The sequence below is a fragment of the Methylococcus geothermalis genome, assembly GCF_012769535.1.
GTDB classification, from domain to species: domain Bacteria; phylum Pseudomonadota; class Gammaproteobacteria; order Methylococcales; family Methylococcaceae; genus Methylococcus; species Methylococcus geothermalis.
Genome location: NZ_CP046565.1, coordinates 192067 through 205995 on the forward strand (window position 1 = coordinate 192067; position 13929 = coordinate 205995).

Genomic DNA, 13929 nt, shown 5'->3' on the forward strand with positions numbered 1-13929 from the left:
ATGGTCAAGGAAACCTATGCCCTGCTGACCGGCCTGTTCGTCGTGATCCTCGGCGGTGCCCTCATCGGCATCGCCCTGTTCCTGGGCGATTATGGTGCGGAACGCGATGTCTACATCGTCTCCACCCAGGGCGCCGTCTCCGGCCTCAACCCGGAGTCGCTGGTCATCTTCCGCGGCGTCCGGGCCGGCAAGGTCACCTCGATCAGCTTCGCGCCCGATGATCCCCGCACCATCCTGGTCCGGATCGAGGTCGACAAGGGCCTGCCCATCACCCGCGGCACCTATGCCACCCTGCGGGTGCAGCCGCTCACCGGGCTGGCCCAGATCGACCTCAGCGACGACGGCAGCGATCCGCGCCCCCTGCACACCCATCCGCGGAACCCCTCGAACATCCCGCTGCACCCCTCGTTGCTGGACAAACTGGCGGGCTCGGGGACCGACATCCTCACCCAGGTCGCGCAACTCACCAGCCGCCTGAACGCCTTCCTCGACGACGGCAACCGCAACCGCATCGCGCATACCCTGGAAAGCCTGGACACCGCGGCGGCGGAGCTGGTCCGCCTGGAGCAGCGCATGGGAGAGGCGATCGAGCGCATTCCGGCCTTGGACGATAGATTGCAACAGGCGCTGGCGGACCATTCCGCCATGGCCCGCGACGTCCGCGAAACCTCCCGCCAGATCAGGGAGTTGAGCAACAGCGCAAAGAAGGTCGTGGAGCTCGGAGCAACCGCGGGCGATACCCTCGTCCGCGACCGCCTGCCGGAATGGAACCGGCTGATGGACGACGCCGCCCGCACGGCGGCCAATCTGCGCAGGCTTTCGAAAACGCTGGAAGCCGATCCGCAAGCCCTGCTGCTGGGACCGCGGCCGGGCATCCCAGGTCCGGGGGAACCGGGATTTCAGGAGCCGAAATGACGCGATGCCTTTCCTGGATACTGATGCTGTCGCTCGCCCTGCCCGCCTGCAGCCTGTTGCCGGAACGCCCGCCCCCGGCCGCGCTGCACGACTTCGGCATCGCCGCCGCCGCCGCGCCGGCGCCTTGGTCGGCGGTCGAAGTCGACGCCCCGGACTGGCTGCAGACCGACCGCTTGCAGTACCGCCTCCTCTACGCCAATCCCACCGAACTGCGCGCCTATGCCCTTGACCGCTGGATCGCCCCGCCGCCGGCGCTGCTGGAGCAGCGGCTGAAGGCTGAACGCAACGGCAGCGGCTACCGCCTCCGCATCGAACTCCAGAGTTTCGAACAGGTGTTCGACCGCCCCGGCAGCTCTCATGTCACGATCCGCTTCCGCGCCGAAACGCCGACCGCCGACAAGACCTTCCAGCTCGACCAGCCCACAGCCAGCCCCGATGCCGCCGGGGCCGTACAAGCCTTCGCGCAGGCGATCGACCGCGCCGTCACCCAGCTCCGGACATGGCAGCCGTCAAACTGATGCGGGGCGTATGGCCCTTCTCTCTCTTGGGGAGAGGGGAACGTTTCCCGCCGCTTCCTGTCTGATTGAATACGACCCCCGTCTTCCCCCGTTCGGCGCGAAGCGTCCGGGATGCCGCAGCAAACGTACCTCCCATCCACCCCGCCCTGCCGGCGTATCTTCGTCCGGAAGCGCAACCGATCCGCACAGGTCCAGTTCCCCTATGTCACATGGTTTAACGCATCTTTCCTTTTGGCCATTGTTGTTCGCGACCTTGGCTTTGACACATGTCACCATCGTCAGCGTCACCATCTTCCTGCACCGTCACCAAGCCCACCGGGCGCTGTCCCTGCATCCCATAGCCAGCCATTTCTTTCGTTTCTGGCTCTGGCTGACGACGGCGACCGTGACCAAGGAATGGGTTTCCATCCATCGCAAGCATCACGCGCGCTGCGAAACCCCGGCAGACCCGCATAGCCCCCAAGTCCTCGGCATATTTACCGTCCTGCTGCGGGGTTGGATGCTGTATCGCAAGGAAGCGAGAAACGCCGCGACCCTGGCCCAGTTCGGCAACGGTACGCCCGACGACTGGCTGGAACGCAAGCTGTACAGCCGCTTTCCCGACCTGGGAATAGCGCTGATGCTGGCCTTGAACCTGCTCCTGTTCGGCGCCGCGGGCGTGGCAGTGTGGGCGGTGCAGATGCTGTGGATTCCGTTCTGGGCGGCCGGCGTCGTCAACGGTCTCGGCCATTACTTGGGCTACCGCAATTTCGAAACCCCCGATGCGTCCACCAATCTGTGGCCCATCGGCATCATCATCGGCGGCGAGGAGCTGCACAACAACCACCATGCCTATCCCGCCTCGGCGAGGTTTTCGAACCAGGGATGGGAAATCGATCTCGGCTGGCTGTATATCCGGCTGATGGCCCTCTTGAAACTGGCCAAGATCAGAAATACGCCTCCCAAGACCACCATCCATGCGAAAGCGTTGTCCGTCGACATGGACACCGTCAAAGCCGTGCTGCGCAACCGCGCGCACATCCTGAGCCTGTACGGTCGCCGCGTCATCGCGCCGGTCATGCGGTGGGAGCAGGCGAAATCGCCGAGAGCCGATCGTCGACGACTCCGGCGGATGCGTCCGTTGCTGCTGCGCGAATACATCCAGGTGGACCCCGCCGCCTGGCAAAATTTCAGTCAGATGCTGGACAACAGCCAAGCCTTGGCGACGATCTACCAGTTCAAGCAACAGCTCAAGGCGGTATGGACCGACTCGCTCGCGAGCCACGAGGAGCGCCTGGAACGCTTGCGCGTCTGGTGCCTCCAGGCGAAACAAAGCGACCTCCCCTGGTTGCAGCACTTCGCCGACACCCTGAGCGGTTACCGGCTGCAGCCCGCCCATTAACCACCGTCCGCGAGAAAGAGTGAGGGGCGCCCGCCCCCTTCACCGGTGCCTGAAAATCACCTCCCGCAGCACGTCGAACTCGTTGAAGGCGAAGCGCAGGCTGAGCGCGAGGTTGAGCACGGCGGCCAGGCTCATGCTGGCGAAGATGCAGAGCATGATGGCGATCTGGTATTTCACCGCCACCCAGGGTTCGCTGCCGCCGAGGATCTGGCCGGTCATCATGCCGGGCAGGGACACCAGCCCGAGGGTCGCCATGCTGGCCAGGGTCGGGCTGACCGAGGCCTTGAGCGCCTCGCGGAAATACGGCCGCACCGCTTCGCGGCGAGTCGCGCCCAGCAGAAGGTAGGTGAGGTATTCGTTCTCGTTCTTCCGGATCGCAGAATAGAACCGTTCCAGGCCGATCACGTTGCCCTGCAGGCAGTTGCCCAGGATCATGCCGGTCAGCGGCACCAGATAGCGCGCATCGTAAAGCGGTTCCGGCCGGATCACCAAGAGCAGCAGGTAGGCCACGGAGAACAGCGTTCCGACCGTGATCGCCGCCAGGGTCGACAGAAAGAAATGCCGGCTCCGCAGCCCCGCCCGCCGCACGATGGTGAAATCGGCCACGATCAGCATGACCGCGATCCAGGCAAGGTTGAGCACGGGGTCGTTGATCGCGAACAGGTACTTGAGATAGAGCCCGACCAGCGCCAGTTGCAGGCTCATCCGGAAGATGCTCAGCCACAGGTCGCACGACAGCCGCAGCCCGCCGGTCCGCAGCAGCAGCCAGGGCAGGATGGCGATGCCATAGAGCAGCGCCATGCCCGTAGGGGATATGTCGACCGTATCCATCATGCCGCTCCGGCCAAATGGCCCTCCTCCAGTTCGAACACCGTGTCGCAACGGGCGATCCAGGCCGGATCGTGCGCCACCGACAGCACGGTGAGGGCCGGGTCGCCGAAGAAGTCCAGCACTGCCCGCTTGCTCTCCTCGTCCAGGGCGGAAGTCACCTCGTCCAGCAGATAGAGCCGCTTGCCCAGGAGTTGGGCGCGGGCGATGGCGATCCGCTGCTTTTCTCCGCCGGAGACACGAACGCAATCCTGGTCCAGGATGGACGGCGCAAGGCCAAGCCGCGCCAGGGTTTCAGCCAGCGCGTCGGCGGAAGGCATCTTGCCCCGATGAGCCCTGAAGCCGAAGGGCAGCAGCAGCGCATCCCGCACCGTGTCCGCGCCCAGCACCGGCTCCTGGCCGATATAAGCGGCGCAGGCGCGAATCGCGGTAACCGCGTCTCGATCCAGGGGCTTGCCGGAGAAATAGACGCAGCCTGCGGTCACCGGATACACCCCCAGCAGCGTCTTGAGCACCGTGCTCTTGCCCGAGCCGGATTGACCCCGAAACACCGCCTTGTCGCCTTCGCGGATGTCGAAACTCAGGTTGCGGAGGATCGTACGCCCTCCGGCGGCGACCGAGACGCGGTCGAACCGGACTAAGATGGTCACCGGCCCACCTCTCTTAGCCGGCCCCTCGGCGTTGTTCACGTACCATCGGCGCTCCCATTTTCGACGTCGCAAGGCGACCGCCGGCCGCCCGCAGATCGCGGGAACAGGCGGCGGTCGCGCCGGATTATAGCCTTCCCGCCGGTCGCACCGGGCAATACGCGGATGAGCGGATAGACCTCTCGGAAGAATCCTCGCGGCCACCAGCGAACCGCTGGTATCCTCTGTCGCCATCGCCCCCTGGAGACCCGCCCATGAAGCATTCGTTGCAGCAGTTTTTCAACTACTTTCTGATCGGCGTACTGGGCGTGTTGCCCATCGTCATCGTCCTGCAGGTCGTGATCTACGTGGAAAACCTGCTGAGAAACTTCGTGGTGAATTTCTTCGGCGGATACCAGAACCTCCTCATCCCCGGCGTGATGTTCACCGCGGCCGTGCTTTTCCTCACTTATTTCGGCTACCTGCTCAAGCACGGCAAGGCCCATCTGCTCTATTTCGTGGAAAATCTGGTCGTCCGCATCCCGCTACTGGGCACCCTTTACCGGGTGACGCAGAAGCTGGTGAACATCTTCCGCGGCGACGGATCGACCAAGCTGCGGGAAGTGGTGTACATCGAATACCCCAAGGACGGACTCTGGGTTCCCGCCTTCGTCACCAACCGGGTCGGCGACCAGTACGTCGTCTATGTCCCGACCTCGCCCAATCCCACCTCCGGCTTCACCGTGATCCTGCACGAATCGAGGATCAGGCGCTCCCACATGACGATCGAGGAAGCCTCCAGCTTCGTGATCAGCCTGGGGGTGGACATGCCCAAGCCGGGCGAGGCGGCGGAACTCAAGACGAGCCCCAAATAAATCCCGACCCGCTCGTTCGTCTTTTTCCGCGCCTGGACGATTGACATCGCGCCCCAAAACCCGTAGAAAGCATTTCCCATGTTTCTAGTAAGGTTTAACCGTCATCGACAACAATAAGGCCGGCGAGTGAGCCGCGGCAGGGCTGGCGCGTCGGATCCAAAGGCCGAAACGGCTTCGAGGAGGAAGCATGGCTACGACCGCACGCCCGGAAACGTTCTACGATGTGATGCGCCGCCAAGGGGTGACCCGGCGCAGTTTTCTCAAGTTCTGCGGCTTGACCGCATCGGCCCTCGCACTGGGGCCGGAATTCATCGGCACCATCGCCCACGCCATGGAGACCAAGCCGCGCACCCCGGTGCTGTGGCTGCATGGCCTGGAATGCACCTGCTGTTCCGAGTCCTTCATCCGTTCGGCCCACCCGCTGGCCAAGGACGTGGTGTTGTCGATGCTCTCGCTGGACTACGACGACACCCTCATGGCCGCGGCCGGCTTCCAGGCCGAAGCCATGCTGGAAGACACCATGCAGAAGTACAAGGGCCGCTACATCCTCGCGGTGGAGGGCAACCCGCCGCTGAACGAGGACGGCATGTTCTGCATCGTCGGCGGCAAACCCTTCATCGAGCGGCTGCGCCATGCCGCCAAGGACGCCGCCGCCATCATCGCCTGGGGGTCCTGCGCCTCCAACGGCTGCGTGCAGGCGGCCCGCCCCAATCCGACCCAGGCCACGCCGATCCATAAGGTCATCACCGACAAGCCCATCATCAAGGTGCCCGGCTGTCCGCCCATCGCCGAGGTCATGACCGGCGTTGTGACCTACATGCTGGCCTTCGACAAGATTCCCGAACTCGATGCCCAGGGCCGGCCCAAGATGTTCTACGGCCAGCGCATCCACGATAAATGCTACCGCCGCCCCCACTTCGACGCCGGCCAGTTCGTCGAACACTGGGACGACGAGGCCGCGCGCAAGGGCTACTGTTTGTACAAGGTCGGCTGCAAAGGGCCGACCACCTACAACGCCTGCTCGACGGTACGCTGGAACAACGGGGTGTCCTTCCCGATCCAGTCCGGCCACGGCTGCATCGGCTGCTCCGAGGAGAACTTCTGGGACAAGGGCTCCTTCTACGACCGCGTCACCGAACTCAAGGTGTTCGGCGTCGAGGCCAATGCCGACGAGGTCGGGCTGGTTGCCGCCGGCGCCGTGGGCGCGGGCATCGCGGCGCATGCCGCCGTCTCGATCGCCAAGAAGAAAGACCACGAGAAAGAAACGCAAGAATAAGGATCGGGGAACGTCATGACCGTCACTCAAACACCCAACGGTTTCACCCTCAACGACGCCGGCAAGCGGATCGTGGTCGATCCGGTCACCCGCATCGAGGGCCACATGCGCTGCGAAGTGAATGTGGACGAACACGGCATCATCAGCAACGCGGTCTCCAGCGGCACCATGTGGCGCGGGCTGGAAGTCATCCTGAAGGGCCGCGATCCGCGCGACGCCTGGGCCTTCACCGAAAGGATCTGCGGCGTCTGCACCGGCACCCACGCCCTGACCTCGGTGCGGGCGGTGGAGGACGCGCTGGGGATCAGCATCCCGGAGAACGCCAACGCCATCCGCAACATCATGCAGCTCACCCTGCAGGCCCACGACCATCTGGTGCATTTCTACCATCTGCACGCGCTGGACTGGGTCGACGTGGTCAGCGCGCTCAAGGCCGATCCGAAAGCCACGTCCGAGCTGGCACAGAGCATTTCACCCTGGGCCAAGTCGTCGCCGGGCTATTTCCACGACATCGCCAGCCGGCTGAAGAAGTTCGTCGAGAGCGGCCAGCTCGGGCCGTTCGGCAACGGTTACTGGGGCAATCCGGCCTACCGTTTGCCGCCGGAAGCCAACCTGATGGCGGTGGCGCATTACCTGGAAGCGCTGGATTTCCAGAAGGAAATCGTCAAGATCCACACGGTCTACGGCGGCAAGAACCCGCATCCGAACTGGCTGGTCGGCGGCGTGCCTTGCGCCATCAACGTCGACGGCGTCGGCGCGGTGGGCGCGGTCAACATGGAGCGGCTCAACCTGGTGTCCTCCATCATCGACCAGACCATCGAGTTCATCGAGCAGGTCTATCTGCCCGACCTGCAGGCGATCGCCAGCTTCTACAAGGACTGGCTGTACGGCGGCGGCCTGTCGGCCACCAACGTGCTGTCCTACGGCGACATTCCGGAAAAGGCCAACGACCGCTCGGTGAACAACCTGTTGCTGCCGCACGGCGCCATCATCAACGGCAACCTGAAGGAAGTGCACGAGGTCGATCTGAAGGACCCGGAGCAGATACAGGAGTTCGTCACCCATTCCTGGTACAAGTATGACGACGAGGACCGCGGACTGCATCCCTTCGACGGCGTCACCCAGCCGAATTTCGCGCTCGGACGCAACACCAAGGGCACCCGCACCAACATCGAGAACCTGGACGAGAGCGCCAAGTATTCCTGGATCAAGGCGCCGCGTTGGCGCGGCCACGCCATGGAAGTCGGCCCGCTGGCCCGCTACATCGTCGGCTATGCCAAGGGCATCCCGGAAATCAAGGAGCCGGTCGACAAGCTGCTCACCGATCTCGGCCTGCCGCTGACCGCGCTGTTCTCCACCCTGGGACGCACCGCCGCCCGCGGTCTGGAAGCCCAGTATTGCGCGCGTCTGATGAGGCACTTCCAGGACAAGCTGGTCAGCAACATCAAGGCAGGCGATCTGGCGACCGCCAACACGGCTCGGTGGGAACCGGCCACCTGGCCCAAGGAAGCCATGGGCGCGGGCACCACGGAGGCACCGCGCGGCGCGCTGGGGCACTGGATCAGGATCAAGGACGGCAAGATCGACAACTACCAGTGCATCGTGCCCACCACCTGGAACGGTTCGCCGCGCGACCCCAAGGGCAACATCGGCGCGTTCGAGGCCGCTCTGATGAACACCAAGGTGGAAAACCCGGACCAGCCGCTGGAAATCCTGCGCACCCTGCACAGCTTCGATCCCTGCCTGGCCTGCTCGACCCATGTCATGGACAAGGACGGGCGGGAAGTCACGCGGCTCAAGGTGCGCTGAGCGTTCAACAAATAAGGAGACCATCATGCATCCTGTTCGTTGGTTCGGAACGACAAGTCTATTGGCGCTGAGCCCCGTCGCGCTCGCGCATACCGGCGTTCACCCCGTCGCGGGCTTCCTGTCCGGTTTCACCCATCCCTTCTTGGGCGCCGACCACCTGCTCGCCATGATCGCCGTGGGGCTGTGGGCGGTGGCCGTCGCGCCGCGGCGGGTGTGGCTGCTACCCTTGGCGTTCATGGCGGTCATGGGGCTGGGCGGATGGCTGGGCGCCGCCGGCCTTACGCTGGCTTACACCGAAACCGGCATCGCCGCCTCGGTCGTCCTGTTGGGACTGCTGGTGACCGGCCAAGTCCGCGTATCCCAATTCACCGCCGTCGGCCTCGTCGGCCTGTTCGCGCTGTTCCATGGGCATGCGCACGGCGCCGAGATCGGCGCAGGTATCGAGCCTTGGGCTTATGCCTCCGGCTTCCTCACCGCGACCGGGCTGCTTCACTTGGGCGGCGTCATGCTGGGGCGGCGGCTGCTGGCGCAACCGCTCTGGTACCGCGGCTGCGGCGTGGCGATGGGCGCCATGGGCCTGGCGCTGCTGACGCAAGCCTTGTGAGGGCCGCAGCCATGGCGAGCGTCGAGAGTTTTGGCGAACCGGTCTACGTCTACGAGAAGCCGGTACGGCTGTGGCACTGGGTCAACGCCCTCGCCATCGTCGTGTTGGTGGTCACGGGCTTCCTGATCGCCCGGCCGCCGGTGGTGACTTCCGGCGAGGCCAGCGACCACTACCTGATGGGCTACATCCGCTTCGTTCACTTCTCCGCCGGCTACGTGCTGGCCGTCGGTCTGATCGGCCGCGCCTACTGGGCGCTGGTGGGCAACCGGTATGCCCGCGAGCTGTTCGCGCCGCGCGTCCACGATGTCCACTGGTGGCAGGCGCTGCTGCACGAGGTCCGCTGGTATCTGTTCCTGGTCGAGGAACCCCGCAAGCACGCGGGCCACAACCCACTCGCAGGACTGGCCATGTTCTTGTTCTACGTGCTCGGCAGCCTCTTCATGATCGCGACGGGCTTCGCCCTGTATGGCGAGGGGCTGGGCGCGGGAAGCTGGGCGGCCAATGCCTTCGGCTGGGTACTGCCCGCCCTGGGCGGCAGCCAGCAGGTCCACAGCCTGCATCATCTGGGCATGGGGTACCTGGTGGTCTTCACCCTCATCCACGTCTACGTGGCCGTGCGGGAACAACACCTGTCGCGCCAGTCGGTCACCACGACCATGATCGACGGCTGGCGGGTGTGGAAGGACGACCGGCCGTGATCCGATGGCGCCTCGCGTCCTGATCCTAGGGATAGGCAACCTGCTGTGGGCGGACGAGGGCTTCGGCGTGCGCGTCGCCCAGGCGCTGCAGCGGGACTACGTCTTCCCTGAGAACGTCACCGTGATGGACGGCGGCACCCAAGGGCTGGCGCTGATCCCTTACGTCCAGGAATGCGACGTGCTCATCATCGCCGACGCGGTGGATTTCGGGCTGGCTCCGGCCTCGCTGGTCGAAGCCCGGGACGAGGACGTGCCCGCCTACCTGCATTCGGGCAAGACCAGCCTGCACCAAGTCAGCTTCCAGGAGGTGCTGGCCTTGTGCAAACTGATGGGACAAGGCCCGGAGCAACTCCATCTGGTGGGCGTGCAGCCCGTCGACATGAAGGACTACGGCGGCAGCCTGACCCCGGAGGTCAAGGCGCAACTCGAACCCGCCATCGCCCGGATACTCGCCGTCTGCATGGAACTCGGACTGCCCGCCCAGGCGCGGCAGGGCATGGGAGACGCAAAGGATGCCCTGGACATGGCGTACTACGAACGCCATCGGCCCTCGGCCGAAGAAGCCTGTCGCATCGGCGACGCCCGCTTCCTGCCGGGCGATCGCCGCTGAGCGCCCGGTGCCACCGACACCTCGGAAGCCCTCATGCAAGACGATTCCGCGTTCATCGCAACCGAAACCGCGCCGCCCATCCGCCCGCACGACGACCCCGAATGCGCCTATCCGCCCATGCCGGAAACCATGGCGACCTTCGCGCCGCCGGCTTTGCATGCGCTGAGCCCGGCTGAAATCGGCGGCGGCCGCGCCGTGCTACAGGAGGTGATCGACCGGCTTGCGGGTCACTCCGGCGCCATCGACTTGGCCCGTTGCGACACGCCGAGCCGCCGCTTCGTCGACGAAGTGCTCGGCGAAGGCGAAGTGATCATACGCATCGCAGCGCCGCGGGACCGGCTGATGATCCGCGAATCGGTCTTCGCCGGGGTCTGGCGCATCCAGCATTACCAAGACGACGAACCCAGACTGGACTATCTGGAAACCGGCCCCGTGCCGGGGACCGTCTACGAATGGGCGGAGCGCCTGACGGCCGATGCGCCGCCGCAGCGCCCGCAGCGCTTTCCGGAAGGGCTCATGAATGCCCCTGCGCTGCTGACCGAGATCTTCGACCATTCGGCGGACTGCCGGGCCGATCGTCCCCATGTCATCAACCTGTCGCTGCTGCCGCTGACGCCGGAGGACTCGAACTTCCTGATCGAGACCTTGGGTCTGGCCGGCCTGTCCATCCTGTCCAGAGGTTACGGCGACTGCCGGGTGAGCCTCACCCGCCTGCCGAATGTGTGGTGGGTGCAGTATTTCAACTCTCCCGGCCAGCTGATCCTCAATACCCTGGAGATCACTCGCCTGCCCGCCGTGGTCAAGGCCGCGCCGGAAGATCTGGAAGATTCCCGCGTACGCATCGCGGAAGCCCTGGAGCAACTGGGATAGATCCGGTGCGCCTGCCCTCATCCGTCGAAACCTTGACCGGCGTCAAAGAACGGGCCCCGGGGTCCCTCTATATTGTCAACGCTGGCTTAATACAGCGTCATCAACACAATACGAGGAGTCACCATGAACGACGTCAAAGAGAAAGATTATTTCTGGTTTTACATCGCGGGCCTGATCATCGCAGTCGTCGTGACGCTCGCAATGGTCAAGAGCAGCGAACATGGCAAGTACGTCACCGCTGCCAACGCCATCGCGGAAGACGCCGCCAACTCCGCCTACAAACACGCTCCTTGATCCAAGTCTTCTGACGCGCCGTCTCCGCGTCGGAACGCGCGCCTCGCGTGGCGCACCTTGCGACGAGCACGAGATGCAATCGACAGGGATGTCATCTAACGTTTTTTCATAAGCTCGAACGAGCCTGCGCTATTGAGCCAGGGCAGGCTTCTGATACCCGCCGTGCAACGAGGCCACGGCGTAGCGCCGTAGCGTCCCGTCCAGCCTCAGCGCCGTGAGTTCGCCTCCCCACAGGCAGCCGGTATCCAGGCAATAGCAGTCCTTGCCGGCAAAATACCCCAGGGTGGACCAGTGCCCGAACAGGATCGTGGCGCCGGACGGTCGCCTGCCGGCCACCTCAAACCAGGGAACCAGAAAAGCGGGTTGATGCCCCGGCGCACCTTTCTGCTTGAAATCCAGCCGCCCCGCCCCATCGCAATAGCGCATGCGGGTCAAGGCGTTGGTGATGAATCGGAGCCGGTCCCATCCCGCCAGATCGTCGGACCAGACATCGGGCTTATCACCGTACATCTGGCGGCAGAACTCGGCGATATCCCCGCCAGCCAGGACCGCCTCGACCTCTGCAGCCCTGGCCGAAGCCGTGTCCGCATCCCAGCATGGTGGAATCCCGGCATGAACCAGGCAATACCCGCTCTCCCGGTGGACCAGCGGCCGGGTGCGCAGCCAATCCAGCAATTCGTTCCTGTCGCTCGCTTCCAGCACATCGCCGAAGGTATCCTTATGCTTGACCCTGGAAACGCCATAGGCCACCGCCAGCAGGTGCAGATCATGGTTGCCGAGGACCGTGGCGGCCGCCGGTCCCAGCGAACGGATGAACCGCAGGGTTTCCAGCGACTGGGGCCCGCGGTTGACCAAGTCACCCGTAAACAGCAGACGGTCCCCCGCCGGATCGAAGCGAATCAGGTCGAGCAGGCGCTGCAGCTCGGCGTAGCAGCCCTGGACATCGCCGATGGCGTAGACGGCCATGTCAGCGGGCGCCCCGCCAAAAGACCAAAGCGATGCGAACTTCACCGCAGTACAACGACATCAGGCGAACTCTCCAGTGCTGTAAACAGGAAATATATGGGAACCATGGGCTGGCCATTTTATACGTCCGCGGTCCGCCGGCGCCATGCGCGTTTCGCCTTTATCCTCCGGCGAAACGATACGGCGATATAATCGGACTTCCCTTGCTCCAAATCGCTGGCGGATGCGCGGTATCCATCCGCAGGCGAATCCGTCCCCACCAATCCGATGAATTAACCGAGGCCTCGATAAGTGCGTATTCACATCCTGGGTATCTGCGGCACCTTCATGGGCGGCCTCGCCATCATGGCCCGCCAGCTCGGCCATACCGTCACGGGATCGGACCAGAATGTCTATCCTCCGATGAGCACCCTGCTGGAACAGCAGGGCATCGACCTCAGCGACGGCTACAGCCCGGACAATCTCCATCCCATCCCCGATCTCGTCATCATCGGCAATGCGCTCTCGCGCGGGAATCCGGAGGTGGAGGCAGTGCTGAACATGGGGCTGGCATACACCTCCGGCCCGCAGTGGCTTTACAACTACGTCCTCAAGGGACGGTGGGTGCTGGCGGTCGCGGGAACCCACGGCAAGACCACGACCTCCAGCATGCTGGCCTGGATATTGGAACACGATGGGCACAAACCGGGCTTCCTGATCGGCGGGGTGCCGCTCAATTTCGGCGTTTCCGCCCGCCTCGGCGAAGGCCGTTTTTTCGTGGTGGAGGCGGACGAGTATGACACCGCCTTTTTCGACAAGCGTTCCAAGTTCGTCCATTACCGCCCGCGCACCACGATCCTGAACAACCTGGAATACGACCACGCCGACATCTTCCCCGACCTCGCCTCGATCCAGCGGCAGTTTCACCACCTCGTGCGCAGCGTCCCCGGCAACGGCCTGCTGGTGGTTCCGGAGCGGGACGAAAACCTGGCCGAAGTGCTCAGGATGGGATGCTGGACGCCGATCGAAAAAACCGCGCTCGGGCCGGACAATGCCGCCGACTGGCAGGCGCACCCGCTGGCGGAAGACGGCAGTCGGTTCGATGTGGTGTTCCGGGACGAGTGGCTGGGCACGATCCACTGGCAGCTCTCCGGCCGGCACAACATGCTCAACGCCCTGTCCGCCCTTGCCGCGTCTCATCATGCCGGCATCGAGCCGGCCGCAGCGATCTCGGCCCTGAGCCGGTTCCAAAGCGTCAAACGCCGCCTGGAAGTGCGCGCCCAGCTCCGCGGCATCACCCTCTATGACGACTTCGCCCACCACCCCACGGCGATCGCCACGACGCTCGAAGGTCTGCGCGCGCGGGTCGACGGCGCGCGCCTCATCGCGGTCGTCGAACCGCGCTCCAACACCATGCGCATGGGCGTACACGCCGACACGCTCGCGGCGTCCCTCGCCCCCGCCGACCTCGCCATCCTTTACCAGGCGCCCGACCTGGGATGGGACGTGACGAAAGTCACCTCCGCTTCGGACCGCATCGTCACCTGCGACAGCATCGGCGCGATCGTCGAGCGCCTGCGGCAGGAATGCCGGGCGGGCGATCACGTGGTCTTCATGAGCAACGGAAGTTTCGGCGGCATCCACGAAAAAACCGAGGCCGTGCTGCGGGAAGGCTGACGC

At 64.6% G+C, this 13929-nt stretch carries 15 protein-coding genes; 12 read left to right on the top strand and 3 right to left on the bottom strand.

Features of this window, described 5'->3' with window-relative positions; translation table 11 throughout:
* From GNH96_RS00935 to GNH96_RS00945, 3 genes are all read left to right on the top strand, one after another.
* Positions 1–915: an MlaD family protein gene (locus tag GNH96_RS00935; RefSeq protein WP_169601443.1), complete on the top strand. Its 915-nt coding sequence runs from the start codon at positions 1–3 to the stop codon at positions 913–915.
* Positions 912–1433 carry an ABC-type transport auxiliary lipoprotein family protein gene (locus GNH96_RS00940; protein WP_169601445.1) on the top strand — a complete coding sequence of 174 codons (522 nt, stop codon included), beginning with the start codon at positions 912–914 and terminating at the stop codon, positions 1431–1433. Before GNH96_RS00935 ends, GNH96_RS00940 begins: the two co-directional genes overlap by 4 nt.
* 253 nt (positions 1434–1686) lie before the next feature.
* Entirely contained in the window at positions 1687–2814 is a 1128-nt protein-coding gene (locus GNH96_RS00945) for a DesA family fatty acid desaturase (RefSeq protein ID WP_267313384.1), read from the top strand.
* 39 nt (positions 2815–2853) lie between these two features.
* Here the strand turns inward: GNH96_RS00945 and GNH96_RS00950 are convergent, their stop codons facing one another.
* A complete protein-coding gene (locus GNH96_RS00950) occupies positions 2854–3645 on the bottom strand; it encodes an ABC transporter permease (protein WP_169604531.1) in 792 nt (263 codons plus the stop codon).
* Entirely contained in the window at positions 3645–4292 is a 648-nt protein-coding gene (locus tag GNH96_RS00955; RefSeq protein ID WP_169601449.1) for an ABC transporter ATP-binding protein, read from the bottom strand. The genes GNH96_RS00950 and GNH96_RS00955 overlap by 1 nt, the downstream gene beginning before the upstream one ends.
* Before the next feature lie 251 nt (positions 4293–4543).
* Here GNH96_RS00955 and GNH96_RS00960 point away from each other — a divergent pair, with 251 nt between their 5' ends.
* The 8 genes from GNH96_RS00960 to GNH96_RS00995 all read left to right on the top strand — a co-directional run bounded on the left by GNH96_RS00960 (position 4544) and on the right by GNH96_RS00995 (position 11304).
* A complete protein-coding gene (locus GNH96_RS00960) occupies positions 4544–5143 on the top strand; it encodes a DUF502 domain-containing protein (RefSeq protein WP_169601451.1) in 600 nt (199 codons plus the stop codon).
* Between the two features lie 187 nt (positions 5144–5330).
* Positions 5331–6419 carry a hydrogenase small subunit gene (locus GNH96_RS00965; protein WP_169601453.1) on the top strand — a complete coding sequence of 363 codons (1089 nt, stop codon included), beginning with the start codon at positions 5331–5333 and terminating at the stop codon, positions 6417–6419.
* Between the two features lie 15 nt (positions 6420–6434).
* Positions 6435–8228, top strand: coding sequence for a nickel-dependent hydrogenase large subunit (locus GNH96_RS00970; RefSeq protein WP_169601454.1), 1794 nt, complete (start codon positions 6435–6437; stop codon positions 8226–8228).
* A 25-nt stretch (positions 8229–8253) separates the two neighbouring features.
* The gene (locus GNH96_RS00975; protein ID WP_169601456.1) at positions 8254–8832 is read left to right on the top strand and encodes a HupE/UreJ family protein; all 579 of its coding nucleotides are present in this window, start codon (positions 8254–8256) and stop codon (positions 8830–8832) included.
* 11 nt (positions 8833–8843) lie between these two features.
* A complete protein-coding gene (gene cybH / locus GNH96_RS00980) occupies positions 8844–9530 on the top strand; it encodes a Ni/Fe-hydrogenase, b-type cytochrome subunit (protein WP_169601458.1) in 687 nt (228 codons plus the stop codon).
* Positions 9531–9534: 4 nt separating this feature from the next.
* Positions 9535–10140: a HyaD/HybD family hydrogenase maturation endopeptidase gene (locus GNH96_RS00985; protein ID WP_169601459.1), complete on the top strand. Its 606-nt coding sequence runs from the start codon at positions 9535–9537 to the stop codon at positions 10138–10140.
* Positions 10141–10173: 33 nt separating this feature from the next.
* Positions 10174–11010, top strand: a complete 837-nt coding sequence (locus GNH96_RS00990; protein WP_169601461.1) for a hydrogenase expression/formation protein — start codon at positions 10174–10176, stop codon at positions 11008–11010.
* A 123-nt stretch (positions 11011–11133) separates the two neighbouring features.
* Entirely contained in the window at positions 11134–11304 is a 171-nt protein-coding gene (locus GNH96_RS00995) for a hypothetical protein (RefSeq protein ID WP_169601463.1), read from the top strand.
* A 129-nt stretch (positions 11305–11433) separates the two neighbouring features.
* Here the strand turns inward: GNH96_RS00995 and GNH96_RS01000 are convergent, their stop codons facing one another.
* Positions 11434–12270 (bottom strand): symmetrical bis(5'-nucleosyl)-tetraphosphatase, encoded by an 837-nt coding sequence (locus GNH96_RS01000; protein ID WP_169601465.1) that lies wholly within the window; start codon positions 12268–12270, stop codon positions 11434–11436.
* A 291-nt stretch (positions 12271–12561) separates the two neighbouring features.
* Here GNH96_RS01000 and mpl point away from each other — a divergent pair, with 291 nt between their 5' ends.
* The gene (gene mpl / locus GNH96_RS01005; RefSeq protein ID WP_169601467.1) at positions 12562–13926 is read left to right on the top strand and encodes a UDP-N-acetylmuramate:L-alanyl-gamma-D-glutamyl-meso-diaminopimelate ligase; all 1365 of its coding nucleotides are present in this window, start codon (positions 12562–12564) and stop codon (positions 13924–13926) included.
* The last annotated feature ends 3 nt before the right edge of the window (positions 13927–13929 follow it).

Coding starts and splice junctions, on each gene's coding strand:
- GNH96_RS00935 (WP_169601443.1), top strand. CDS start 1: ATGGTCAAGGAAACCTATGCCCTGCTGACCGGCCTGTTCGTCGTGATC.
- GNH96_RS00940 (WP_169601445.1), top strand. CDS start 912: ATGACGCGATGCCTTTCCTGGATACTGATGCTGTCGCTCGCCCTGCCC.
- GNH96_RS00950 (WP_169604531.1), bottom strand. CDS start 3,645: ATGGATACGGTCGACATATCCCCTACGGGCATGGCGCTGCTCTATGGC.
- GNH96_RS00960 (WP_169601451.1), top strand. CDS start 4,544: ATGAAGCATTCGTTGCAGCAGTTTTTCAACTACTTTCTGATCGGCGTA.
- GNH96_RS00965 (WP_169601453.1), top strand. CDS start 5,331: ATGGCTACGACCGCACGCCCGGAAACGTTCTACGATGTGATGCGCCGC.
- GNH96_RS00970 (WP_169601454.1), top strand. CDS start 6,435: ATGACCGTCACTCAAACACCCAACGGTTTCACCCTCAACGACGCCGGC.
- GNH96_RS00975 (WP_169601456.1), top strand. CDS start 8,254: ATGCATCCTGTTCGTTGGTTCGGAACGACAAGTCTATTGGCGCTGAGC.
- cybH (WP_169601458.1), top strand. CDS start 8,844: ATGGCGAGCGTCGAGAGTTTTGGCGAACCGGTCTACGTCTACGAGAAG.
- GNH96_RS00985 (WP_169601459.1), top strand. CDS start 9,535: ATGGCGCCTCGCGTCCTGATCCTAGGGATAGGCAACCTGCTGTGGGCG.
- GNH96_RS00990 (WP_169601461.1), top strand. CDS start 10,174: ATGCAAGACGATTCCGCGTTCATCGCAACCGAAACCGCGCCGCCCATC.
- GNH96_RS00995 (WP_169601463.1), top strand. CDS start 11,134: ATGAACGACGTCAAAGAGAAAGATTATTTCTGGTTTTACATCGCGGGC.
- GNH96_RS01000 (WP_169601465.1), bottom strand. CDS start 12,270: ATGGCCGTCTACGCCATCGGCGATGTCCAGGGCTGCTACGCCGAGCTG.